General features: G+C 58.9%; 21 protein-coding genes. 15 read left to right on the top strand and 6 right to left on the bottom strand.

Annotated elements, in window-relative coordinates:
- The first annotated feature begins 46 nt into the window (after window positions 1–46).
- From ACFOJE_RS16725 to ACFOJE_RS16705, 5 genes are all read left to right on the top strand, one after another.
- A complete protein-coding gene (locus ACFOJE_RS16725) occupies window positions 47–418 on the top strand; it encodes a hypothetical protein (RefSeq protein WP_377815760.1) in 372 nt (123 codons plus the stop codon).
- Between the two features lie 86 nt (window positions 419–504).
- Window positions 505–1,107 carry a hypothetical protein gene (locus tag ACFOJE_RS16720; RefSeq protein ID WP_377815758.1) on the top strand — a complete coding sequence of 201 codons (603 nt, stop codon included), beginning with the start codon at window positions 505–507 and terminating at the stop codon, window positions 1,105–1,107.
- A gap of 55 nt (window positions 1,108–1,162) precedes the next feature.
- Window positions 1,163–2,620, top strand: a complete 1,458-nt coding sequence (locus ACFOJE_RS16715; protein ID WP_377815756.1) for a DUF6094 domain-containing protein — start codon at window positions 1,163–1,165, stop codon at window positions 2,618–2,620.
- 113 nt (window positions 2,621–2,733) lie between these two features.
- On the top strand, window positions 2,734–4,983 hold the full coding sequence (locus tag ACFOJE_RS16710) for an SNF2-related protein (protein ID WP_377816327.1): 2,250 nt from the start codon (window positions 2,734–2,736) through the stop codon (window positions 4,981–4,983).
- Window positions 4,984–5,224: 241 nt separating this feature from the next.
- Complete coding sequence (locus tag ACFOJE_RS16705) at window positions 5,225–7,414, top strand: P-loop ATPase, Sll1717 family (protein WP_377815755.1); 2,190 nt, start codon at window positions 5,225–5,227, stop codon at window positions 7,412–7,414.
- A gap of 183 nt (window positions 7,415–7,597) precedes the next feature.
- On the opposite strand, the gene ACFOJE_RS16700 is transcribed toward ACFOJE_RS16705, so the two are convergent.
- The 3 genes from ACFOJE_RS16700 to ACFOJE_RS21785 all read right to left on the bottom strand — a co-directional run bounded on the left by ACFOJE_RS16700 (window position 7,598) and on the right by ACFOJE_RS21785 (window position 9,701).
- Window positions 7,598–8,899, bottom strand: a complete 1,302-nt coding sequence (locus ACFOJE_RS16700; RefSeq protein ID WP_377815753.1) for a hypothetical protein — start codon at window positions 8,897–8,899, stop codon at window positions 7,598–7,600.
- Window positions 8,900–9,231: 332 nt separating this feature from the next.
- Window positions 9,232–9,489 (bottom strand): GFA family protein, encoded by a 258-nt coding sequence (locus ACFOJE_RS16695; RefSeq protein WP_377815751.1) that lies wholly within the window; start codon window positions 9,487–9,489, stop codon window positions 9,232–9,234.
- Window positions 9,453–9,701: a GFA family protein gene (locus ACFOJE_RS21785; protein ID WP_449224145.1), complete on the bottom strand. Its 249-nt coding sequence runs from the start codon at window positions 9,699–9,701 to the stop codon at window positions 9,453–9,455. The genes ACFOJE_RS16695 and ACFOJE_RS21785 overlap by 37 nt, the downstream gene beginning before the upstream one ends.
- A gap of 104 nt (window positions 9,702–9,805) precedes the next feature.
- Between ACFOJE_RS21785 and ACFOJE_RS16690 the strand changes: the two genes are divergently transcribed.
- The 10 genes from ACFOJE_RS16690 to ACFOJE_RS16645 all read left to right on the top strand — a co-directional run bounded on the left by ACFOJE_RS16690 (window position 9,806) and on the right by ACFOJE_RS16645 (window position 18,472).
- A complete protein-coding gene (locus tag ACFOJE_RS16690; RefSeq protein WP_377815750.1) occupies window positions 9,806–10,501 on the top strand; it encodes a hypothetical protein in 696 nt (231 codons plus the stop codon).
- 7 nt (window positions 10,502–10,508) lie between these two features.
- Entirely contained in the window at window positions 10,509–11,237 is a 729-nt protein-coding gene (locus tag ACFOJE_RS16685; RefSeq protein ID WP_377815748.1) for a TIGR03759 family integrating conjugative element protein, read from the top strand.
- Window positions 11,222–11,803 (top strand): lytic transglycosylase domain-containing protein, encoded by a 582-nt coding sequence (locus ACFOJE_RS16680; RefSeq protein WP_377815746.1) that lies wholly within the window; start codon window positions 11,222–11,224, stop codon window positions 11,801–11,803. The genes ACFOJE_RS16685 and ACFOJE_RS16680 overlap by 16 nt, the downstream gene beginning before the upstream one ends.
- Complete coding sequence (locus ACFOJE_RS16675; protein WP_377815745.1) at window positions 11,800–12,315, top strand: integrating conjugative element protein; 516 nt, start codon at window positions 11,800–11,802, stop codon at window positions 12,313–12,315. The genes ACFOJE_RS16680 and ACFOJE_RS16675 overlap by 4 nt, the downstream gene beginning before the upstream one ends.
- Window positions 12,316–12,325: 10 nt before the next feature.
- Window positions 12,326–14,482: a type IV conjugative transfer system coupling protein TraD gene (traD, locus tag ACFOJE_RS16670; protein WP_377815743.1), complete on the top strand. Its 2,157-nt coding sequence runs from the start codon at window positions 12,326–12,328 to the stop codon at window positions 14,480–14,482.
- 2 nt (window positions 14,483–14,484) lie between these two features.
- Window positions 14,485–15,234 carry a TIGR03747 family integrating conjugative element membrane protein gene (locus tag ACFOJE_RS16665; RefSeq protein ID WP_377815741.1) on the top strand — a complete coding sequence of 250 codons (750 nt, stop codon included), beginning with the start codon at window positions 14,485–14,487 and terminating at the stop codon, window positions 15,232–15,234.
- Between the two features lie 349 nt (window positions 15,235–15,583).
- Window positions 15,584–16,321, top strand: coding sequence for a hypothetical protein (locus tag ACFOJE_RS16660; protein ID WP_377815739.1), 738 nt, complete (start codon window positions 15,584–15,586; stop codon window positions 16,319–16,321).
- 212 nt (window positions 16,322–16,533) lie between these two features.
- Window positions 16,534–16,776: a hypothetical protein gene (locus ACFOJE_RS16655; RefSeq protein WP_377815737.1), complete on the top strand. Its 243-nt coding sequence runs from the start codon at window positions 16,534–16,536 to the stop codon at window positions 16,774–16,776.
- A 187-nt stretch (window positions 16,777–16,963) separates the two neighbouring features.
- A complete protein-coding gene (locus tag ACFOJE_RS16650; RefSeq protein ID WP_377815735.1) occupies window positions 16,964–17,314 on the top strand; it encodes a DUF2845 domain-containing protein in 351 nt (116 codons plus the stop codon).
- Between the two features lie 33 nt (window positions 17,315–17,347).
- A complete protein-coding gene (locus tag ACFOJE_RS16645) occupies window positions 17,348–18,472 on the top strand; it encodes a hypothetical protein (protein ID WP_377815733.1) in 1,125 nt (374 codons plus the stop codon).
- 34 nt (window positions 18,473–18,506) lie between these two features.
- On the opposite strand, the gene ACFOJE_RS16640 is transcribed toward ACFOJE_RS16645, so the two are convergent.
- The 3 genes from ACFOJE_RS16640 to ACFOJE_RS16630 form a co-directional block, all read right to left on the bottom strand.
- Window positions 18,507–18,812, bottom strand: coding sequence for a DUF2845 domain-containing protein (locus ACFOJE_RS16640; protein ID WP_377815731.1), 306 nt, complete (start codon window positions 18,810–18,812; stop codon window positions 18,507–18,509).
- A 292-nt stretch (window positions 18,813–19,104) separates the two neighbouring features.
- Window positions 19,105–19,899 carry a fumarate/nitrate reduction transcriptional regulator Fnr gene (fnr, locus tag ACFOJE_RS16635; RefSeq protein WP_377815729.1) on the bottom strand — a complete coding sequence of 265 codons (795 nt, stop codon included), beginning with the start codon at window positions 19,897–19,899 and terminating at the stop codon, window positions 19,105–19,107.
- Between the two features lie 157 nt (window positions 19,900–20,056).
- Complete coding sequence (locus ACFOJE_RS16630; protein ID WP_377815727.1) at window positions 20,057–20,317, bottom strand: hypothetical protein; 261 nt, start codon at window positions 20,315–20,317, stop codon at window positions 20,057–20,059.
- Window positions 20,318–20,931: the final 614 nt, after the last annotated feature.

The following is a 20,931-nucleotide window of genomic DNA, read 5'->3' as shown; positions in this document are numbered from 1 at the left end:
CGGGGCCACCCGACAGGGGGCCCGGCCATCACCTGAGGATTCATCCATGGGCTGGCTTTATACCCATCGCAGCAAAGAGGCGCTGATCGCGGAGCGGTTGGCGCCGACCTCCAGCTTCACCCGTGACCGGACCGTGCTCGCGCACCACCTGGTCGGCAACGAGCTCTGGACCGTCGTGCAGTGGAAGATGAGAGTGGCGCAGTTCATCGAGGGCAATGCCATCGGGGACGCGATCACCTTCATCAACCTGGACCTGCTCGACGGCAACCAGGGTTACTGGGGCTACAAGGCCATCCCGGAAGAGATGGGGCCGTATTACTACGGCTGCCCCCTGCACTTTCTGGACATGGCCACCTACGGCCTCAACCCGGCGTGGCGCGAAGCACTGCGTCGCCATCATGGCGACACCGCAGCCTAAGCGCTCTCGACTCACCTTTACCGACACACCCCGAGGGGCACCCCTGCCCCTTCGTGGGCAGGCCCCTATTCAGTGGAGGCCTATCCATGCAACCCCACGCGCTCTACCCGGTCGCGGAGTGCCCCGACCTGTATGTCGACGCCTGCGTCTGCGACGAGCAGCGCAACCTGGTCTTCCTCTCCGCCTGGGGGCGCGACACCGTCGTCCAGGAGTTCCTGGCCCGGCTGACCCTCGGCAGCGCCGAGAACGGCCTGGAGCACGTCCACCTCGAGCAGGACGGCCGGGACCTGCCGGTCTTCGCCAACGTCGACCTGTTGGAAAAGCGGACCACCCGGCAGTACCGCGGCACGCTGTTCGGCAGCCTGCTCCATCTCTGGCTGTTCGACCGGCGCTGTACCCAGCCCGATCGGGCCCACCACTTCGCCTATGCCCTCCTCACGGAGGATTCAGCACCACTGCAGCACCTATGGCCCCTGGTCGCCGACACCTGTCCGTTGCCGCTTCTGGCGCACTGGCGGGAGCCGGTGATGGAGGTCCTCACCCACCACGGGATGCTGCAACGCCTCCCCGGCGCGCTGGGCCGGGTTCACGCCTGGCGGCTCGCCCTCCAGCTCGACGTCCTGGAGCCGGCCCTCGGCGATCTGATCCGCCAGGGACGACTCACCCTCGAGGCTCGGGCACCCGCCTGAGCCCCCGACTTCGCGCCTTCGGGCGCCCTCATTCACTTCTTCACAGGAGGCCTTCATGGCTCTGATGTTTCCGCGCCTGGCGCGCAACTTCGCCCGCAACGGCTATTACCCCACCGACGAGGCCACCCTGGAGCGGGTGCTGCAGGCCCTGGAGCCCGCCCCCACCGGCACGATGCGGATCCTCGATCCCTGTGCCGGCGAAGGCGTCGCCCTGGCCGAAGCCGCTCACGCCCTGGGGCGCGAGCGGGTCGAGGCGTTCGCGGTCGAGTACGACCGGGAGCGCGCCGAGCATGCCCGATCGCTCCTCGACCGGGTGCTGCACGGCGACTTGATGGACACCCTAATCGGTCGGCAGTCCTTCGGCCTGCTCTGGCTCAATCCACCCTACGGCGACCTGGTCGCGGACCATGCCGGGGCCTCGCAGTACCAAGGCAGCGGCCGGCGGCGCCTGGAGAAACTCTTCTACCAGCGCACGCTGCCCCTGCTGCAGTACGGCGGCGTCCTGGTCTTCATCGTCCCGCACTACGTGTTGGACGACGAACTGACCGGCTGGCTCTGCAACCACTTCACCGCGCTGCGGATCTATGCGACCGTCGATCCCACCTTCAAGCAGGTGGTGATCTTCGGCATCCGCATCCGTCGTCAGGACCTGGCCAAGCCCCGGGAGGTGGCCACCGTGCGCGCTCGCCTACAGGCGATCGGTGCCGGCCAGGAAACGGCGGAGGAACTGCCGGCGTGTTGGCCCTGGGAGCCCTATCGGGTCCTGGCGGCGACCCGCGAGCTGGAACACTTCTACCGCGTGAGCCTGGAGCCGGAGCAGTTCGCCCAGGAGGTCCAGCGGCTGCGAGGCCTCTGGTCCGACTTCACCCTCCACTTCGGCCAGTCCGGGGTGCAGCCGCGTCCACCCGTTCGGGAGCTCTCGCGCTGGCACCTGGCCCTCGCGCTGGCGGCCGGGGCGATCTCCGGCGTGGTGCGATCCCGGTCCGGGCGCGTCCTGGTCCTGAAGGGCGACACCTACAAGGATAAGGTCCGCAAGACCGAGTTCACCGAGGACGAAGACGGCAACGTCTCCGAGGTGCGGATCCTCACCGACCGCTTCGTGCCCATCATCCGGGCGTGGGAGATGACACCGGGCTCCGCCCACCTCGGTCGCGTGCTGACCATCAGCTCGTCCGGTCCGCAACCGGAGGAGCCAACGGCGCCGCCCGTTGCCACACCCCCGAGCAGCAGCCCTGCGCCGCGGTTCGAACCTGGCCGACTCGTGCAGACACGCGCCGTCCATGACCTGGTCGCACGTGGCCTGCTCGACCCGCTGCCCTACCTCCAGCGTCATCTGGCGGGCGATTGGGGCGAGCGGTGCGAGGAGGATCGGCGGAGCAACCAGCAAGCGCTGAAACAGGGCGACCGGCTGTTCTCCAGCTACGACATCGAGGCCGGAGACGAGTCCCGGCTCTGGATCATCACCGAAGCGGACCGCAGCGCGACCACCGTCCTGCTGCCCAGCGACTACTGACCCCGTCGACACCGAGCCGGTGTCGTTTAACCAACCCGCAGGGTATGTGCATACCCGCCGGGGTGTCGTGCATGCCCTGCTTCATCTCTTCCAGGAGAAGCGACATGAACGATATGACCGACCTGTCCCAGGGCCTCTCGGCCTCCCTTTCCCCCTTGTCCATCGGACTGACCGAGTTCATCGACGAATTCGGCGACGAGCTGCTGGACTCGCTCAACCGCTCCAACCCGCCGGTCTATACCGGCCAGCGCGATGCCGAACGGCAGCGCGTGCTGGAGGGACTTGCGCGCTCACCCTTCCCGGCCCAGGCCGAGGTCGTGCAAGCGGCCGCAGCACTGTTGCTGGATCGTCACGAGCAGGCCTGCGTCCTCAATGCCGAGATGGGCACCGGGAAAACCATGATGGCCATCGCGATCGCCGCCGTGATGCACGCGGCCGGCTATCGCCGCACCCTCGTGGTCTCGCCGCCCCACCTGGTCTACAAGTGGCGGCGGGAGATCCTGGAGACCGCTCCGGGCGCGCGCGTCTGGGTCCTCAACGGCCCGGACACCCTGGTCAAGCTGCTCAGGCTGCGCGACCAGCTCGGGGGGCCCTACGACGGTCGTCAGGAGTTCTTCGTCCTCGGTCGCGTGCGGATGCGGATGGGCTTCCACTGGCGGCTGGCCTGCTGGCCCAAGCGTGCCGGCGGCGGCCGCCTCCTGGCGGGTTGTCCCGACTGCGGCCGCCTCCTTGAGGACCCGGACGGCAACCTGCTGACGATGGAGCTGTTCCGCAGCGAGGAGCGCCGCCGGCGCTGTCCCCACTGCGGCGCCGCGCTCTGGACCCTGATGCGCCCCGGCCAAGCCGACCCCAGCGATCGTCGCACGACGATCCTGAAGTCCATGTGCCGGATCCCCACCATCGGTCCGGTGCGTGCCGAGCGCCTGCTCAACGACTTCGGGGAGGACTTCCTCGCCTCGATGCTGGTCGACAACGTCAGCGAGTTCGTCAACCTGATGGACGCGCAAGGCAACTTCATCTTCAGCGACCGCCAGGCCAAGCGCATGGAGCGCGCCATGGCCAACCTCGAGTTCGGCTTCGGCGAAGGCGGCTATCAACCGACCGAGTTCATCAAGCGCTATCTGCCGGATGGTTGCTTCGACCTGCTGGTGGTGGACGAGGGGCACGAGTACAAGAACAGCGGCTCGGCCCAGGGCCAGGCCATGGGGGTACTGGCGGCGAAGGCACGGAAAACCGTGCTGCTGACCGGGACCCTAATGGGCGGCTATGCCGACGACCTGTTCTATCTCCTGTTCCGCATCCTGACCCGGCGCATGATCGAGGACGGCTACCGGCCGAACGCCCGTGGCAGCATGGCCCCCGCGGCCATGTCGTTCATGCGCGATCATGGCGTGCTGAAGGACATCTACACCGAGCGCGACGGCGAATCGCACAAGACCGCCCGGGGCAAGAAGCTCTCGGTGCGGACGGTGAAGGCCCCGGGCTTCGGCCCGAAAGGCATCCACCGCTTCGTACTGCCGTTCACCGTGTTCCTCAAGCTGAAGGACATCGGTGGCAACGTGCTGCCGGACTACCGCGAGGAGTTCGTCGACGTGCCCATGGCGCCGAAACAGGCCACGGCCTACCAGCGCCTGGCGGCCACGTTGACGACGGAGCTCCGCCAGGCCCTGGCACGGCGGGACACCACGCTGCTCGGCGTGGTGCTCAACGTGCTGCTGGCCTGGCCGGACTGCTGCTTCCGCACCGAGGTGGTCAAGCACCCGCGGACCCGGAACACGTTGGCCTTGGTGCCGGCGCTCTTCGGCGACGAGGAGCTGATGCCCAAGGAGCGGGCCTTGGTCGACCTCTGCCTCGCGGAGAAGGCCAAGCAGCGCAAGGTCCTGGCCTACACCGTGTACAGCGGGACGCGCGACACCACCAGTCGACTCAAGCGGATGCTGGAACAGGCCGGCTTGAAGGTGGCGGTGCTGCGCGCCTCGGTGGACACGGCTCGGCGGGAGGACTGGATCCTCGATCAGGTCGACCGCGACATCGACGTGCTGATCACCAATCCGGAACTGGTGAAGACCGGCCTGGATCTGCTGGACTTCCCGACCATCGCCTTTCTGCAGACGGGCTACAACGTCTACACCCTGCAGCAGGCGGCGCGGCGGTCGTGGCGGATCGGACAGAAGCATCCGGTACGGGTGGTGTTCTTCGGCTATGCCGGCAGCTCGCAGATCACCTGCCTGCAGCTGATGGCCAAGAAGATCGCCGTGGCCCAGAGCACGTCGGGCGACGTCCCGGAGTCGGGGCTCGATGCGCTGAACCAAGACGGGGACTCGGTCGAGATGGCACTCGCCCGGCAACTCATCGCGGCATGACTTTCAAGGCCACCTTCGGGTGGCCTTTTTGTGTTGCATTGAATCACGAACAATAATTGTAACCGGGAGGGACTCTTGGGCCTGCTCGACGCTGAGACGCCTGAATTCCGCTCATCAAAATTTTCCGTCTATGGATTTTATGTCTGAGACTGCAGAGACGGATAACTTTCAGCTATAAGGAAGGTTTTGTGCAATTGGTAACTCCCTCCAGGTTGACACCAAACCAAAATTTGAGTACCAAATGAAAATTAACAAAGCGGAGCCTCATCCAAGAGTTAGTGCTCCAAGAAAAGAAGAACACAGTAGGTCGGGAGCCATTGAGATGACCTCAGCTGCAACTCTTAGAAAGCCAAATCCACTAGGCGATACTACTGCAGAAAATGATGGTCGAATGTTGTCCGATGCCTTTATTGAGACAGCAGATTTTCGCACACTTATTGAGTCCGACGACCGAACTGTTGTAGTTGGTCGGCGAGGAACCGGAAAGAGTGCACTATTTATTAATCTCAAGAAATATTGGGAAAGAGACAAGAAGGTTATAACTCTATCATTCTCCCCCGAAGATACCGAAATAATTGGCTTTAGATCTCTTCTAAGACCATTCGCAGGCTCTTTTAACCTTGCAAGAGCCGCCACTAGAATGCTGTGGCGATATGCAATGCTTATGGAAATGGCAAACTATATAGCCGGCCACTATAAGCTATCTTCACTTATTGAGCGTGATGAGTTACTCAGCAGACACCTTACTCACTGGAATGAGTCAAGAGGTCCATTTCTTACCAAATGTCGCGCAATAGCAAAAAGGTTCCTTTCGCCCGACTCTCCAGAAGAAGCAATTGGCGACCTACCAATAAACCTAGATCTTACAACTGTTGAGGAGCGAGTTCTAAACCTCTTCAAAAAAGCAGAACGCCGAGTTGTAATTTTAATGGACCGCCTAGATGAAGGGTATGAACCCGACGCCATTGGAATTGGAATCATTGCGGGGCTAGCATATGCAGCGATTGAACTTAATCAAAAATCCGACTTAGTCAGACCAATTATATTTTTACGAGACAATATATTCAGGGCCTTAGCAAAAGAAGACCCTGACTACTCACGAAACATTGAAGGCCAAGCAATTAGGCTGCATTGGGACTGGGCACAGTTATTACTACTAGCAGCAACCAGAATGAGAATCTCTTTCAATCTAGACATTGAAAAAGACCAACGCGTATGGGATCGATGCACCGCCGGAGAACTACAAGGACGAGATGGATTCAAGAAATGCCTACAATTTACGCTATATCGACCACGAGACCTTCTTTCCCTCTTAAATGAAGCTTTTTTTTGTGCTTTCCGCCATGACCGGACAACCGCCGTACTTGATGATTTAGAGCATGCTGCAAAATCCATATCCGTAGCGCGCTTAGAGGACCTCTGGAAAGAATATCAAAAAATCTTCCCACCAGTTCAAGCTGTAACAAGCTCATTCAAGAATAGCGAACCAGAGCTATCCGTACTCGTTGCACTTTCAAAGATAGAAGGTGCCGTGAACTCTCTTGAAGACTCCGGCGACCAAGCAGCGCTGTCAGAAGCGAGGCTACTCCAACCAAGTGGGCTACTTCAATCTCTCTATAGTATCGGATTCATTGGAGTTCACGACCATAATACTTCATCATTTTCATATTGCCACGACGGGAGGACTCCGGATAAAGGATTTGAAAACTCTGACCGAATCCTTATTCACCCCTGCTACTGGCTTGGGCTAAACCTCAGCAAAAATGCCCTATCGCCGGATGAAGCCGAGGAAATAAATGATGAATACGATATCAAGGTTGAATCACTCAACCCAAAGCTGAGAAATACAAAAATTGGTCAAGTCGTTTCTCATCTAGATCAAATTCCGCCAGGCCGAGAGGGAGACAGAGAGTTTGAACTATGGTGCCTCGAAGCACTAAGGATAGTATTCGCCGCTCACCTTACAGGGCTACAACTCCATCCTAATGGAGCAGCAGTACAGCGTCGAGACATTATAGGAACCAATAGAAGCAAATCCGAATTCTGGACGAGAGTACTTCATGACTACAAAGTAAGAAATGTTGTCTTCGATTCAAAAAACTACCAAGATCTCGGCGCAGATGAGTACAGACAACTTCAATCATATCTAACCGGCAGCTATGGAAAACTTGGCTTCATAATAAACAGAGATACAGATGAACACCTCATCAACGGGAAGGATCTTGATTGGACGCGCGAAATGTTTCAATCACACCAAGCCCTAGTTATTAAGCTACCAGCCAAATTTCTATGCAAACTACTTCAAAAACTTAGAAACCCCGAAAAACATGATGCAATAGATAGACAAATGTGGAATCTCTTAACCACATACGAAACAAACTACCTTGGAATTAAGAGCTCTAGGACCCGTAAAAAGAGCCCTAAAAATTAAACCGATAAAGCTTATACTGCAGGCACCCCCAACCTGCAGTACTATCGCCCACAAGATCTTGTATAGCCTCTCCATATTAAGCACCCACAGGCCAACAGTATTTAGACGGCCACAAACCAGCAATCGAAAGATCAACATACTAGATATAGCCACATTCCAACGATGTGGTTATGACATTACGAATCATCGCCTTGTCCTTACCATACACATCTGAATCACACTACTGCAAGCTCGAGCAAAGCAACACATAAGCCTATACAGACCACCAACTACAACCCGGCGATTAGCTGCTGGACGCACATCTATCTCTGCTACCTTTGTACTCGAGTTAGCAACCTTCCCACCCACCATCACTGAGACCAAAATAAAATATAACCAGCGTTGATTTTTATCACGCTTATCATTAACAACCAAATTTGAAAGAATTGCAATCGATGGTTTCCTAGCTACTAAAGAAGGGATAATACATTCACTAGCCAATGCTACAGGTTGAGAGCCGATATGCTTATCTACCAGCCCATCAGGCCCATCAGGAAAAGCTGTGCAATACCCAAACGGGGCTACTTCACAGCTACTTGAAACAGGAGACATCCGAGAAACACCATTAGAGAAATGCCTTACTGGACATACTGCCTGATTGTATACTGCGATCTCTTTCCGAATTTCCAAAACATCACTTTCCGAGACACCAGCCCCCACTCCAGCATAAAATCCAAGACTAGAATCAGGAGCAAATTCAATGAAATACCCCCCATCATATCCAGCAATATCACTCAACACTGGCTGAACATCATAACTCCATTTACACGACTTCGAGCCCGACATCCCATTGGAACTACAATAGTCCTGATAACGCCTTACCTGCCCTAGCAAATATTGACTGGACTGCCGTACTTCTCGCACCCCCTCACTTAGCATCGACGAGTCCTGAACTGCACCATTATCTTTAACAAAGAAAACTGCAGCAACCAACGCCATTGGAAACCACAAGTGATCGTAATACTGCCTAAATTTATCAGTTAAACTAAAGCTATCGTACAACAAAACAACAATAGCCCATCCAGTCATTACACCAGCGATTAGCAGAGGAATCACCCCGACTTCGCTACCCAGCACACCTGTTCCATGAATTACAAAGCGCTCTGGCAAATAGTGAATATCTGGAAACAACCCCAAGCAACTCAGAGCCCCTGGCACGCATAAAAGTACTAGAAAAATCAACACCCCCTTGCCTCTACCAAGAGTATATGCAGCCATACTGACCAGCACTATCAGCAATGGTATAACTATTACCAACCCAGCAAAAGTTAAAAGCACAGCCTTTTCTGGAGACCAGTAACCGGCAACTATCTGACCAACAGAATTGCGCTCTATAAAACCTGAAGAAGTTACATCCAGCCCTTCTAATACCTGATGCAAGCTATAAGCCGCACCATATAGAAAATCAAAATACGGCCTAATGAAACTATTAACAATAGGGCTCAAATTTCTATCTCCGACCCAGAAAAGCACTCAAAATAAACCAAAAGCAAAACAAATAGCCCAGCACATCACTCACATTAAACCCAAGAACTTATTTCCACCTTTCATCGACGATACCAAACACTCCCCAAGTAGCTTTAAAAAAGGAACCGTTCCAGCTCTGCATATAAAACTCCACGCAAGTCATAACCCCATAGCCAAATAGGTCGTTTTTAGGCTAAGCACTTAAGATCGAAGTGATAGAGTGAACGACAAGCATAATCGAGATACGGTATCCGCTGTCAGCCGCTGTATCAGTCTCCAGAAAAACGAGGCAGATCATTAGCGACCTCGAACTAAGGCAATCTAAATGAGCACCAGATATGCCTTGTTGGCACCAACCGCTCAGGCTGGTCCAAGGTAATCGTATTAAGGTTGATGGAGTCTCCGCCGGCCTGGCGATATTCCAAAGGTGAGCCACAGGATTGGCAGAAGCGGCGTCCCCACCTTGAATGCTGGATCGAAAAATCGCAGGTTCGCTTCCCAAGTAATGCAGAGCCTTCAATGGAACGGTCGCCTATGGCACAGCAAGTGCTGCACTGATTTTTTGGCATATCCGACAGTGAAAGTACCCTGTCTCGCTCGGCTCAGCATCCAAGCGGTAACGAATAGATCCACAGGCGCATCCTCCGAAGAGCGGAAAGGTAGCTGGCCCACTCCACAACTCATGACTATGTCCTTCAAAGTGAGTCGCGAAAGCACCATGCACCGCATTCTGATTGCGCAGTATCACGCATTTCCTAGCAGCCCCCTTAATCCATTTCATGCAGTTTCCGTGCCCCCAAAACCCTAACCGACCCAATTAGGGTTTCCTGCTGACCCACTCACCCCCTCTTTGCCATGGTGGCCTCACGTCGAGTGAGGTCCTCCATGAACCGTCCCAAACTGCCGCTTCACCTGCCCCTGCGCTCTGCCGGTATCGCTCTGCTGTGGGGCGCCCTCATCCTGTCTGTCGCTTGGCTGTTCTGGCAGCTTCACCAGGTCCGGGCCGTGCTCGAGCACGCCGCCGACCTGGACAGCATCGCCGCCCTCAGCAAGCGCCTGAGTGCGGCGGAGACCCGTCTGGAAGGGGACGGTGTGGAGCAGCCGGTTTCCGATGCAGACTTCCGCGCCGCCCAGCAGGCCCTGTCGAACCGCCTCGACAGCCTGACGGGCTCGCTCCAGGAGCTCCGCCGCGGCGCGGCCGGGCTGAACGACGTGGTGATGCTGGAGGTGAAGGTCGAGCAGTTGACCACCGATTTCCAGGAGCTGCGCAAGATCCGGCTCGCGCCGTCGTCGGTCCTGCCGGTGAAGCCCAAGCCCCGCCTCACGCCGAAACCCCGCCCGGCCGAACCCGCCCAGGTCGCGGAGACGACGCCGCCCTTCCACGTCATCGGCCTGGAATACCGCGGCGGGGAGCGCTTCCTCTCGGTGGCACCACAGGGCAGCACGAGCCTGAGCGACATCTACCTGGTGAGGCCAGGCGACACCGTGGGCGGCACCCGCTGGCGGCTCAACGGCATCGATGGCAACCGCGCCAAGTTCGCGGTCGACGGCACTTCCCGCTCCCTTTCCCTGACCCCGTGAGGCCCCCATGCGTGTTCCTTTCCTGACTCCCCTGGCCGGCGCCTGCCTGGCCCTCCTGCCGGCTATCGCCGCTGCCGACACCGCCACCGCTCGCGCCCAGGAACGCGAGAGTCAGCTCGTGCAGTCGGACGCTCGCCTCAGCGGGGAAGCCGCGGCGCGGGCCTGGCATCTCACCGACCAGGAGTGGCAGCGCTACCAGACGCTGATGCAGGGGCCTCGCGGGATCTACTCTCCCGGCCTGGATCCGCTCACGGCGCTGGGCACCGAGGCGCGCTCGGACGACGAGCGCCGCCACTACGCGGAGCTGCAGGTGCGGGCCGAGGCCCGCCGGGTCAGCCAGGAGTTGGCCTACCAGCAGGCCTACGACGAAGCCTGGAAGCGCCTCTATCCGGGCATGGCGGTCGTGCAGCTGGGTGGCGCGGCTGCTTCGCCGGTCACCGCCCCCCGCGGCAGCGGACGTTTGGCCGTCTTCGTCAAGGACGACTGTCCCCGCTGCATCGAGCGGGTGAAGGCGCTGCAGGCGCAGAAGACGCCGTTCGATCTCTACATGGTGGGCAGCCAGGGCGCCGACGAGCAGATCCGACGCTGGGCCGTCCTCGCCGGCGTGGAACCGGCCCGGGTGCGTACCCGGGAGATCACCCTCAACCACGACGGCGGCCGCTGGGCCAGCCTCGGCCTGGGCGGGGAACTGCCGGCCGTGGTCCGCGAGGTGGATGGGCAATGGCAGCGTCAGTGAGTCGCTACTGGCTTCCTCTCGGGCCCCTGGTGGGACTACTGCTGGGCGCTGTCGCCCTCACGGCCCACGCCGCCGAGCTGCCGCCACCGGCCTACCAGTTGGCCGCCCACGGGGCCGGCATTCCCTCGGAGGTCCTCTACGCCGTGGCCCTGCAGGAGAGCGGCGCCAAACTGCGGGGCCAGTTGGTCCCCTGGCCCTGGACCCTGAACGTGGCCGGTGCCGGCTACCGCTTCGCTACCCGCGCCGATGCCTGCACCGCGCTGCTGATCGCCCTGAACACGGTGAGTCCCAAGCGGGTCGATGTCGGCCTCGCCCAGGTCAATATGGGCCACAACGGCCACCGCTTCGGCGGGGGACCGCCCTGCGAGGCGCTCAACCCCTACAAGAACCTGGAGGTGGCCGCCCGGATGCTGGCCGAACTGCGGGCCGACGGCAGCGACTGGATCACCGTCGCCGGCCGCTACCACCGACCGGCCGGCGGCAAGCCGGCCGAGCGCTACCGCGCCGCCTTCGCCAAACACCTCAGCCGGGTCACCGGCCTCAACCTGTTGGCCACCACCCCATGAATCGATTTCCGTGCTGTTGGCGAGGCGCCCTGCTCGCCGGCCTCCTGATCGGCCCGACCTCGGCGCCGGCCGCGCCGCTCACCGTGGTCGAGGACCGCGGCGGGGTCAGCGCGGCCCCCTACTACCAGCGGATCAGCCCGGAACCCGAGGAGCCGGATCCGGTGCCACCGCTGGCACCGCTCGAGGCGGCCCAAGGGCTGCCGCTGCGCTCGCCACGCCTCAGACCAGGGCCGGTTTCCGGCCAAGCTATCCGGGCACCCGGGCTGTCCGCCTTCTTCCTGGTCGGCGACGACGCGCTGTCCTTCCGCTGGCTGCAGCAGCGGGGGGATAGGCTACGGCAGCTGCAGGCGGTCGGCCTGGTCGTCAACGTCGAGAATCAGGAGCGCCTGGAGGCCCTACGCCGGGCCGCGCCGGGACTGCAACTGGTGCCCGCCGCCGGCGACGACCTGGCCGAGCGGCTCGGCCTGAAGCACTACCCCGTGCTCATCACCTCCAGCGCCCTCGAACAGTAGGAGTCCAACCATGGCTCAGGAACACACCCTGGAAATCCTGCTGCGCCCGGCGGTCGAGCTCTACACCGTCTACGTCTGTGCGGCCGGCGCCTTCCTCTGCCTGTTCGCCCCCTGGGCTCTGGCGCTCACCCCGCTGTTCGGACTGGTGACCGCCCTGGCCTTTCTCGCCCTCGGCTCCGTCCGGCTGCGTCAGGCCCTGCAAGTGCTGCGCTATCGGCGCAACATTCGCCGGCTGCCGGCCTACAGCATGACCAGCAAGGAGATCCCGGTCAGCAATCAGCGGCTGTTCGTCGGCAAGGGCTTTCGCTGGACCCAGAAGCACACCCAGCGCCTGATGGACACCTACCTGCCGACGTTCGCCGAGTATGTCGAACCCTCTGCCCTGACCCAGTGGGCCCGGTGCTTCGAGGCCCGTTTGGAGTTCGCGCCCTTCCCGCTGACATTGCTCGCTAAAGCGACGGCCTGGGACAGCCCGCTCAACCCGGTGCGTCCCCTGCCCCCGGTCGGCGGCCTGCCGCGCCTGCACGGCATCGAGCCGGACGAGCAGGACGTGACGCTGCCGCTGGGCGAGCGGGTCGGTCACAGCATCGTGCTGGGCACGACGCGGGTGGGCAAGACGCGCCTGGCCGAGCTGTTCATCACCCAGGACATTCGCCGTCAGAAGCACGGCCAGTTCGAGGTGGTGGTCGTGTTCGATCCCAAGGGCGACGCCGACCTGCTCAAGCGCATGTACGTCGAGTGCGAACGCGCCGGCCGCCTGGGTGAGTTCTACGTGTTCCACCTGGGTTGGCCGGACCATTCCGTGCGCTACAACGCCGTCGGCCGCTTCGGCCGCATCTCCGAGGTGGCCAGCCGGATCTCCGGCCAGCTGTCGGGCGAGGGTAACTCGGCGGCCTTCCGCGAGTTCGCCTGGCGTTTCGTCAACATCATCGCCCGCGCCCTGGTCGCCCTCGGCCGCCGGCCGGACTACCTGCAGATCCAGCAGCACGTGATCAACATCGAGGGCCTCTTCCTCGAGTATGCCCAGAAGTATTTCAGCGAGCAGGGGCCGAAAGCCTGGGAAGAAGTGATTGCAATCGAGGGCAAGCTCAACGACAAGAACATCCCGTTCAACATGAAGGGCAAGCCGCTGCGGGTGGTGGCCATCGACCAATACCTGTCGGCGACCCGTGTCGCCGATCCGGTCATGGACGGCCTGCGCAGTGCCGTGCGCTACGACAAGACCTACTTCGACAAGATCGTCGCCTCGCTCCTGCCGCTGTTGGAGAAGCTCACCACCGGGCGGATGGCCGAGCTGATCTCGCCCGACTACCAGGACGTCAACGACCCACGGCCGATCTTCGACTGGATGCAGGTCGTGCGCAAACGGGCGGTGGTTTACGTCGGGCTGGACGCCCTGTCGGACACCGAGGTCGCGGCGGCGGTCGGCAACTCGATGTTCTCCGACCTGGTCTCGGTGGCCGGTCATCTCTACAAGTTCGGCATCGACGACGGCCTGCCGGGCGCCTCGGGCGGCAGCAAGGTGGCCATCAACCTGCACGCCGACGAGTTCAACGAACTGATCGGCGACGAGTTCATCCCGATGATCAACAAGGGCGGCGGTGCGGGCATGCAGGTCACGGCCTACACCCAAACCCTGTCCGATATCGAGGCGCGGATCGGCAACCGCGCCAAGGCCGGCCAGATCATCGGCAACTTCAACAACCTGTTCATGCTGCGCGTGCGCGAGACCGCGACGGCAGAGCTGCTGACCGGCCAGTTGCCCAAGGTGCAGGTCTACTCGGTCACGCCGGCGAGTAGCGCGAGCGATGCCGCCAACGGCAACACCGCCTTCACCTCCAACACCCACGACCAGATCGGCGCCGTCAGCGTGCCGATGATCGAACCGGCCCATGTGGTCGGCCTGCCCAAGGGGCAGTGCTTCGCCCTGATCGAGGGCGGTAACCTCTGGAAGGTGCGCATGCCCCTGCCGGCCAACGATCCCGACGAGGTCATGCCCGCGGACCTGCAGGCCCTGGCGGCGAACATGCGCCAGACCTACGAGGTCGGCCGCGCCGGCGACAGCGGCTGGTGGGAGACGCCGGGGCAGCGGGCGCTCAACGAGGCGCTGCCGGACGACCTGGTCGACGGCTTCCGCCAGCTCGCCGCCACCGATGAAGGGGCCTGACGATGAGCGATGTGGCCGACCGCGCCCAGCAGCAACAGGACCGGGAAACGACCTTCCTCGGCTCGCTGCTCGGCTTCCCTTTCCATTTCATCGGCGTGATGTTCCTCTCCCTCGGCGGCGCCATCCTGGTGGAATGGCTGTGCCTGTACTGCTTCTGGCCTGAAGCCCGTTGGCATCACGCCAAGGCCATGCTCAATCACGAGCTGGAGTGGCTGTCCCAGGGCTTCCTGCACAGCGCGCTGATTCAGGAGCCCGGTCGGACTGCGACCTGGCTGGTCCAGACGCTCTACGACTGGGGTGTCGTGAAGACCGGCCTGGCCGAGTGGTTCGCCCGCCAGTCCGGGATCGCCGCCCAGGGCCCCCAGGGTAACGGGCTCGACTTCCGCTACCTGGCGGGGATGGCCACGACCCAGTTGGCCGACTACGGCTTGGCCGCCCTGTTCACCGTGCTGGTCTTCTGCGTGCGCCTGGTCATCCTGACGCTGGCCATCCCCCTGTTCGCCATGGCGGCCCTGGTCGGCTTCGTCGACGGTCTGGTCCGCCGGGACCTGCGCAAGTTCGGGGCGGGCCGGGAATCCAGTTATCTCTACCACAAGGTGCGGGGGACCCTGGTGCCCCTGGCGATCCTGCCCTGGACCCTGTACCTGGCCCTGCCGATCAGCGTCAGCCCGCTCCTGGTGTTGCTGCCGTGCGCCGCCCTGCTCGGCTTCTCGGTCAGCCTGACTGCGTCGACCTTTAAGAAGTATCTCTAACAGTGGAACTTGGCAGAAACAGATGTTGTGTATCGTGCCATGGTCACCACCCCCTGCCCCTCTAGGAGGATATTGTGAGCACCTGTTGGCTAGCCTAAAATCCACCACCTTTTTCAGAAACGGAGTTTTCTCTGTGGACAGTTCCAGTAGTCGGTATCGCACCGGTAAAACACTGGCAAGGTAACCAAGGGATCACTTCCTATCGCTACCTTGCCGCAATGGCGGGGTAGTGGCATCAAGCCGGTCGGTTCTCGACCCTCTTTTTCTGCTTCCCATCTGACTGATTAATGCCGATTTACGGCAAAAGTTCGGCTCTGCATCGCACAGCATGCCGAGCTGGGGAGCAGCAATGCATTTCGATTTCATCGAGCTGCCTCGTTCGGCACAAATTCGCACCGGATTGCCGGCACTGGTCCGTGCGCTCGCAGTTGGTTGTGCGTCTTCCGCCCACGCTGGTGGGGCAATGGTCACCGACGATGCGGGAGTCGTCGACGCCAACGCCTGCCAACTCGAAACCACGATCAAGAGCAATCGGAGCCATACCGAATACTGGGCGCTGCCGGCCTGCAACTTCACTGGCAACCTTGAGCTGACAGTAGGCGGAGCCCTCACGGGCGATAAGGAGACTACTCGAACCAGCGACGTACAGGTTCAGGGCAAAACGCTGTTCAAGCCCTTGGAGACCAACGGTTGGGGGATGGGGCTAGCGGCGGGTATCGACCGGCATCTGCACGCATCCTCAAGCGCCCTGGACTGGTATGCCTATGTCCCGACGGGCTTTTCATTCCGCGATGACCGTGTGCTCTTGCATACCAATTGGGGCTGGTTGCGCGAGGGGGAAACCCGGCGCGACCACCTGACTTGGGGGGTAGGCTCGGAAACGCAGTTCGCATCGAGCACCTGGTTGATCGCCGAGACCTTCGGACAGGATTGGGATCGTCCGTACTACCAAGTGGGCTTACGCCACTGGCTGGTGGCCGACAGTGTGCAAATCGACACCGTCTACGGAAACCGGCTTGACAGCAATGCACAGGAACAATGGGTCTCTATTTGCCTGCATGTGCACCTGCCGTTGCCGAGTATCTGAGTGTCTGAGTGTCTGAGTGTCTGAGTGTCTGACGATAGATTTCTCCCCTGACATCAATCCGGGCAAGCGAGACGACCAACTGAACTTGCTATACGTGACCGGGACACGGGACACGGGACACGGGACACGAAGATCCTGGCGATCAATTCGCTGGTCCTGCAGATCATGCAGCGCTATAAGGACGCCCACCCGTCGCCCTCCAGGAGTTGAACATGAACCCGTCCCTTCCCGCCCCGGTCAAGCAGTCGGAACTGGAGTGGCTGGAGCGGATGCGGGATGAGCTGCGTGCGGAGCGGAGCCGCCCCCACCAACTGATGCAGCATGCCCGGCTGAATGCCGTCTGCACGGCCCACCGGCGGACGGAGCTTTTCACCGCAGACGAGTGCGAGGCGGAGATCGTCAAGAACGACGAGGCGCTGCGCGAAGTCTGGGGGAAGAAGGGGGAGGCTCTATAACTTTCAGAAGCGCATCACAATTCCCGAACTCTTATTCAGCTGCAATGCCGAATATGAAGCAATAACCAAGCGCAATCGCCAAACGACTGACACAAATCAACAGCCAAGCGCACATAAATCTTCCATTATCAACAAGCGCAGTAAAACCAAAAACCAGCAAACTAAATTCCAAGAAAGAACCATACCCATGAAGGAATTTCTAAGGCTTGCCAAAATTACACTTCTTGCATCCACAGCCCTAATTACAGATTACGCTGCCGCTGGATATCTCTGTCGCAATGGAGTCGTATCGGCAGGCGATTCTTACGAGGCCGTTGAAAGAAAATGTGGAAAGCCTGACCGAAAAAGAATCTTACAAATAGCCCCAAACGCCCCCCAAGACACTCAATATCCACACGCAGCAATAACCCTGTGGTTTTACGGCCCCGCAAATGGAGCCGTAACGCAAGTAAGATTCTCGAACGACCAAGTTGTCAACACAACAACTTATCGACCACACAGCCGAGACGAACAAGAGATCTACCAAACAGACCCTTAAACCAATTCACCCCATCAGTGCAAGGAAGTAAAAATGAAGCTTAATATAAGCTGCCAAGGCAACTACATAACCGTTAACCAAATATCTCAACTGATGCAGGCTGCTGGAAGCAATACAACAATTTCAGTAGCAAACGCCAATGGAAGACCTCAATCCGAACTTGTGTCCGCAATCCAGTCTGCAAGCGCTAAAAAGATATCAATCGACATAGATGGAAGCGCTGCATCAGTCACACAGACGTTAGCCTTATTCAACGCCTGCAGACCCAATCCAAACGCTTCACTTTCGCTTCGCGAAGCCAACGCATATTCCTCGCTACAAATCCAATCTATTTACTCAGCAGTAGGAGACAAACCATTTTCCGCACAAATTAATGGTGCAGCCACTAACGAGTCTCAAATACAATACTTGCTAGGCTACGCAAACGGACTAAACACTAGCCTGACACTAAGCTCGATTACATCGATGACCGATTCAGGGATAGCGACTGCTATCAACGCAGCAGGAAGCCGTAGACTTCAGGCTCAAATCGACGGGAAACAGGCCTCACCGGCCAAAATTCTTTATCTTTTAGATCGCCCCAGCGGCGCCAACATTTCACTCTCCTTAATAAATAGCGAATACATCTCTACGAATTACTTTGGACAATTCCTATCCGCTGCAGGCTCGCGCAACTTCACAATCAGCTTCGATGTCACAAAAGTCAACTTTGACTTCATCAAACAAACCATCGCAGCATCCAATCAGAATACAAGATTTAATTTAATCTCCGCCCAAGCTCTCACAACCCCAAACCTAAAAACACTACTACAAACAGCGAGCAACAGAAAAATCTCCATCAACCTGAATGGAGCACAATTCTACTCTGGCCAGCCATTGTCAACGGTACAACTTGGCAACTTGAACAACTTCTTCAACATTAACACAGCCCAAGCAACCAATCTGGTCGACATGCTTGCCGCAATCAAAGCCTCAGCCGGTACAAATCTAGCCCTTGAATATAATGGAGCTCAGCTTGTAGTGACGCCCACTGACGGAAACTATGTAGTAAGAGCTATTCAGGTTGCCCAAGAGGGCACGGAGTTCAGCGTTAACTCTGTAGGCCAAACTCAGTTCAACCTGAATATCGTGCTGGATATTATATACGCAGCGCATTAGAGTCATGACCGCTGAGGGCATCATCAAAATGCCCTCACTCTCGCTCAGTACGCACCTCAACAAGCTCCCCCTCAATAAATCGAAAATACCTATAGGCGCCACCATCTGGGCCATAGACCAACGTTTCCTCACTAACAGCCCCTTTTTTGGGAACACCATTGTTTCTCAATGCCGGTCCCCATGCCTCTCGCCTTGCGGGCTTACCGCACTTAGCCAAGACCTGATCAATCGAATCTCCGGTACTAACGATCTCTGTTCCACAGCGGACAGTTGAAGCATAAACCTCGCCAAAAGAGAGCATCAAAATACTCCCCATAAAAAGGTAAACACAGGTTTTCATAAAGCATTCCGCCTAGAAATTGTCGGGCCACTACATTAGCGCATTACGAGCATCTACTACGACTTCACTATTGCTCCGCTCTTCCTCGACATCAATTCGAGCAAACACAACAATGAACTGGAGTGGCTGGAGCGGATGCGGGACGCGTTGCGAGCGGAACGGATCAGTCCCCATCAGCGGATGCAGCATGCTCCGCTGAATGCCGTCTGCAACGGCCCACCGGCGGACGGGGCTTTAGTCGTGAGGGAGCAGTCGATTCACCGACGCTCAGTGCCCGAGGTGACCTGTCGGCTCATATCGGGCTGTCATCCAAATGCCAGCCGGCCAGGGTACTCAGTTCGAGGGGAGCGAGGATGTGCACCTCCTTACCCTCCGCGGCGATCAGCCTCATTTGCTGAAAACGGGTGAAAACGCGCGATACCGTTTCCACGGCCAAGCCGAGGTAACTGCCGATCTCGTTGCGTAACATGGGCAGGCGGAACTGGTTGGCGGGCAGGTCGCGACTGCGGAAGCGTGCGGACAGGTCGATAAGAAAGGCGGCAATCCGCTCGTCCGCGTTCTTTTTCGACAACAGCAACCTCATCTGTTGGTTGTCGCGCAATTCGCGGCTCATGCATCTCATCAGCCGGCGACGCAGATAGGGGAGCTCCAGGGGCTGCTCGTCCAGTTGCTTCAAGGGAATTCTGCAAACCTGGGTTTCTTCCAGTGCCAGCGCCGAAACCGGATAGATGTTGCTGCCCATGCCTGAAAGCCCCACCAGTTCACTGGGCAGGTGAAAGCCGGTGATCAGTTCCTCACCATCGTCGCTCAGACCGAAGGTCTTCAGCGCCCCGGAGCAGACGGCGAACACACAATTGAATTGGTCGCCCTGTCGATAGAGATATTCGCCTCTTTTGAGCGGCCTGCTCCGTTTGACGATCTCGATTGCGGCCCCGCCATCATCGAAGTCGGACGAGTTCGGCAGGCATAAGGTGGCGAGACTGCAATCCTGGCAGTGAGTGCGAGGCAGGCTGGTTTGGCATGGCTTGGTGTGCTCACGAGCGCTACTTCTTTGTAAGAGTTGTACTGCTTGCTCGTCATGCTCCATGGTGGTTCTTCCTTTCCCTGAAGTCGCTTGTCCCAAGGGGTGAAGTCGCGACCAACTACGGTACGGTGAGTTGTGAACTCTATCACAGGCATGCGTGCTTAAGACGCCTTGGTCTGGCGCTCCTGCACCGTTAGTAAAAACCGAGTGCAATTCAGTTCTACGGCTGTCCGGCGCATAGCCAGCAAAGCAGGATGTAGACGGCAAAGAAGGCACACCATGAACCGATAATGAGCGAGGCGGGATGCATGACCACCCATTCATTCAGACGGCGCACGAGGCCGCTATCCGTTGTTGCCGGCATGAATGGCTTATTTTTCCAGCGCTGCTGGTCGATCACACCGCAGACCAGCCATACCGCCACTGGCAACAAGACTGCCAATCCTATCCATAAGGGGGGAAACACTGCTTCCGTGCTCAAGATACTGCTCCAGCTACCGCTACTTTGCGGACGGTCTGATTTCTATATTGCAAACAAGTTCACAGATATTTCCATGGCATCACGCCAATACGATGGCAGTTCTAACTTGGCGCAGCGTTGAGTTCTATCGCTCTAGAGGGAAATTGAGACTGAGCCAGCGGCCTGCATCAGGTGATAGATAATCTTTTCCGACACAAACAAAAACGGCGGGGGATTAGCCTCGCCGTTTTTGTTTTGCCCTATGATCCGTTTGCTCATCGTCCTGACGAGCAGCCGCTTATCCTGCGACTTCTCCCTGGCCGCCATTCTTGGTCAGCCTGCGTCGTTCCCTCGACGTCTCGGTGCATTAACTGTACCCAGGCGGCTGCTTTGAGCACATTGGAAAAGATCCCGATTTCTTGTAGGTCGTAGCTTACAGAAGGTGAATAGGTGATCGAGTAGGCTGGCCTACTGCCCAAGGGGGCCCGGGGGGCAGACGCAACGACTGCGCACCGAGCTCGCCTCGCTCTCGATCAGGCTCGCCCTCGGAACGCCGCGCCCTTGCCGATTCCCGCTGGCAGAGACTGTTTGGATCGGTGGGGCTACGGTGACCGCTAGAACCATCGTACGCCGGA

The sequence above is a fragment of the Azotobacter bryophylli genome, from assembly GCF_042643485.1.
Lineage (GTDB): Bacteria > Pseudomonadota > Gammaproteobacteria > Pseudomonadales > Pseudomonadaceae > Azotobacter > Azotobacter bryophylli.
This window is presented reverse-complemented; position numbering and strand designations above follow the sequence as displayed.

Bases quoted from the DNA above. Each gene is read 5' to 3' on its own strand.
- ACFOJE_RS16675 (WP_377815745.1), top strand. From the start codon at position 11,800: ATGAATCGATTTCCGTGCTGTTGGCGAGGCGCCCTGCTCGCCGGCCTC.
- ACFOJE_RS16650 (WP_377815735.1), top strand. From the start codon at position 16,964: ATGAAGGAATTTCTAAGGCTTGCCAAAATTACACTTCTTGCATCCACA.
- ACFOJE_RS16680 (WP_377815746.1), top strand. From the start codon at position 11,222: ATGGCAGCGTCAGTGAGTCGCTACTGGCTTCCTCTCGGGCCCCTGGTG.
- ACFOJE_RS16645 (WP_377815733.1), top strand. From the start codon at position 17,348: ATGAAGCTTAATATAAGCTGCCAAGGCAACTACATAACCGTTAACCAA.
- traD (WP_377815743.1), top strand. From the start codon at position 12,326: ATGGCTCAGGAACACACCCTGGAAATCCTGCTGCGCCCGGCGGTCGAG.
- ACFOJE_RS16690 (WP_377815750.1), top strand. From the start codon at position 9,806: ATGAACCGTCCCAAACTGCCGCTTCACCTGCCCCTGCGCTCTGCCGGT.
- fnr (WP_377815729.1), bottom strand. From the start codon at position 19,899: ATGGAGCATGACGAGCAAGCAGTACAACTCTTACAAAGAAGTAGCGCT.
- ACFOJE_RS16710 (WP_377816327.1), top strand. From the start codon at position 2,734: ATGACCGACCTGTCCCAGGGCCTCTCGGCCTCCCTTTCCCCCTTGTCC.
- ACFOJE_RS16720 (WP_377815758.1), top strand. From the start codon at position 505: ATGCAACCCCACGCGCTCTACCCGGTCGCGGAGTGCCCCGACCTGTAT.
- ACFOJE_RS16705 (WP_377815755.1), top strand. From the start codon at position 5,225: ATGAAAATTAACAAAGCGGAGCCTCATCCAAGAGTTAGTGCTCCAAGA.
- ACFOJE_RS16640 (WP_377815731.1), bottom strand. From the start codon at position 18,812: ATGAAAACCTGTGTTTACCTTTTTATGGGGAGTATTTTGATGCTCTCT.
- ACFOJE_RS16660 (WP_377815739.1), top strand. From the start codon at position 15,584: ATGCATTTCGATTTCATCGAGCTGCCTCGTTCGGCACAAATTCGCACC.
- ACFOJE_RS16665 (WP_377815741.1), top strand. From the start codon at position 14,485: ATGAGCGATGTGGCCGACCGCGCCCAGCAGCAACAGGACCGGGAAACG.
- ACFOJE_RS16695 (WP_377815751.1), bottom strand. From the start codon at position 9,489: ATGCCAAAAAATCAGTGCAGCACTTGCTGTGCCATAGGCGACCGTTCC.
- ACFOJE_RS16655 (WP_377815737.1), top strand. From the start codon at position 16,534: ATGAACCCGTCCCTTCCCGCCCCGGTCAAGCAGTCGGAACTGGAGTGG.
- ACFOJE_RS21785 (WP_449224145.1), bottom strand. From the start codon at position 9,701: ATGAAATGGATTAAGGGGGCTGCTAGGAAATGCGTGATACTGCGCAAT.
- ACFOJE_RS16725 (WP_377815760.1), top strand. From the start codon at position 47: ATGGGCTGGCTTTATACCCATCGCAGCAAAGAGGCGCTGATCGCGGAG.
- ACFOJE_RS16715 (WP_377815756.1), top strand. From the start codon at position 1,163: ATGGCTCTGATGTTTCCGCGCCTGGCGCGCAACTTCGCCCGCAACGGC.
- ACFOJE_RS16685 (WP_377815748.1), top strand. From the start codon at position 10,509: ATGCGTGTTCCTTTCCTGACTCCCCTGGCCGGCGCCTGCCTGGCCCTC.